The organism is Acidobacteriota bacterium (assembly GCA_030949985.1).
In the GTDB taxonomy this organism is placed as follows: domain Bacteria; phylum Acidobacteriota; class Polarisedimenticolia; order J045; family J045; genus JALTMS01.
In genome coordinates this window covers 1-1,868 of record JAUZRX010000048.1, presented here as the reverse complement: position 1 = coordinate 1,868, position 1,868 = coordinate 1, and the positions used below count along the sequence as shown (strand labels likewise).

At 56.9% G+C, this 1,868-nt stretch carries 2 protein-coding genes; both read left to right on the top strand.

Annotation, left to right across the window (positions count from 1 at the left end; genetic code table 11):
- Nucleotides 1–1,679: AAA family ATPase (locus tag Q9Q40_10720; protein MDQ7007697.1), on the top strand; the 1,679-nt coding region annotated here is incomplete at its 5' end.
- A partial coding sequence (locus tag Q9Q40_10715) for a hypothetical protein (protein ID MDQ7007696.1) occupies nucleotides 1,666–1,868 on the top strand: 203 nt, incomplete at its 3' end. The genes Q9Q40_10720 and Q9Q40_10715, both read left to right, overlap by 14 nt.

Sequence of the window (1,868 nt, the reverse complement as noted above, 5' to 3'; positions counted from 1 at the left end):
GCAAGTTCGAGATGCAAGTCAGTGCTCGCGTCGAGTTCAACGAGACGACGAACCGCTGCAACGTGAAAATGTGGGGTGGCGAGACTGAAGGCGGCTCTCTGCCGTCGAATCATTACGACCGACTCGCGACGATCTACCTTCAACCCCTTCGTGACCCAGAGCGGGGCCTGCGGCCCGGCCAGCACTCTCAGGTGTCCCGTCTTGTCGATTGCCTGACTACGGAAGATCAGCGTGCTGGCTTTGAAACAATCGCTAAGGATGCAAATGAGAAGATCCGAGTTCTGACGCCAGTCGAAGATGCCAGGGGTGACATCAATGCACAGATGGCAGCTATCGCAGGTCGTGAACTGACCCAGAAGACCGAGCTGATATTCACCGACCCGACCTTCCGGCGGATCATTGCGGGATTGCAGCCGGAGATCGAAGGCCTCCCGTTCGCCCTCAATGGACTCGGCTACAACAACCTGATCTTCACCTCTGCAACATTGGGCACGCTCCGACGGAGTGCACAGTTCTCATTCCGTTCCATCCTTGTTGAGGAGCCCGAAGCACACCTACACCCTCAGTTGCAGATGCTCCTGCTTAGGCATCTCGCCAAGGTCGCCAGCACTCAAGAGGGCAACGAGGTCCAAGTCATCGCCAGCACCCACTCCCCGATTCTTGCCAGCCAAGCCCCGATCGATTCGATCGTATCCGTGCATGAAGTGGGCGGTAAGATCAGCGCTGTCTCGGTCTGCAATGTCGAGATCGAGGACAAGATCAAGAAGAAGCTCCAGCGGTTCCTTGATGCGACACGCGGCGAATTGTTCTTCGCCAGACGCATCTTGATGGTGGAGGGGATCGCGGAGGCGCTCCTGCTCCCTGTGCTGGCCAAGATTGCAGGTGGCAACCTGAAAGAGGCGGCAGTGACTGTTCTGAACGCGGATGGGATCAACTTCAACGCGTTCATTCCACTGTTTGGCAAAGACCGGCTCGGTATGCCTGTCGTCATTCTCAGCGATGGGGATGCGAGCGACATCGGCGAGCAGCCTTCGAGCACAGCTGAGGGCTTGAAAGCACTGGAAGCGACTGTGTCCAACCTGCGTGTGGAGTTGTCAACGATAACCTTCGAGCACGAACTCGCTCGCTCCGCCGCCATGCTGCCGCACATGATTGCGGCATTCAAAGAGCTACATCCCACTATTGGAGCATCGCTCGAAACAGAACTTGCGGCTCTTGCGACTGTGGAGGAGAAAGCCAAGAGGTTCTTGGAAGTGTTCATTGAGAAGTCGGTCTCAAAGGGACGGTTTGCGCAGGAGCTCGCAGGGATCTTGGAAGTTGCCTGGGAAATATCTACAACTGCCGTTGGGCTCAAAGCGCAGGAAGTCGGCGCACCTGACCTGAGGGTCGAGATGCTCGCACGGTCCGATGCCTTGCTCCCACACATGATCACGGCGTTCAAGACGCTCCATTCCACAAATGGAGCACAACTGGAGACCGCTCTTGATGCACTTCAGTCAGCAGATGAGTTCTGGAAGATGTTCGTGAAGACGAAGGTATCAAAGGAACAATTCGCGCAGGAGCTCGCAAGGATCTTGGAAGAATACGAGCTTGAGGCAGACGCCGTGCCCGAATACATCCGCGATGCCCTCACGCATCTGGGAGTCCTCAGTGAGGAGGCAGACGATGGTCTCGACTGATCAACTCCGCGATGCGATCCTCGCGCAAGACCCAACAGACCAGCAGAAGGACGCCATCTTCGCTGAGGAGTTGGAGTTTCTCCTGCGAGCATCTCCTGGAAGCGGAAAGACATGGACATCGTGTCGGCGGTTCATTTGGAGGGCGGCCAACTGGCCTCATCCTGTCGGTGGGCTCGCACTGCTCTCGTT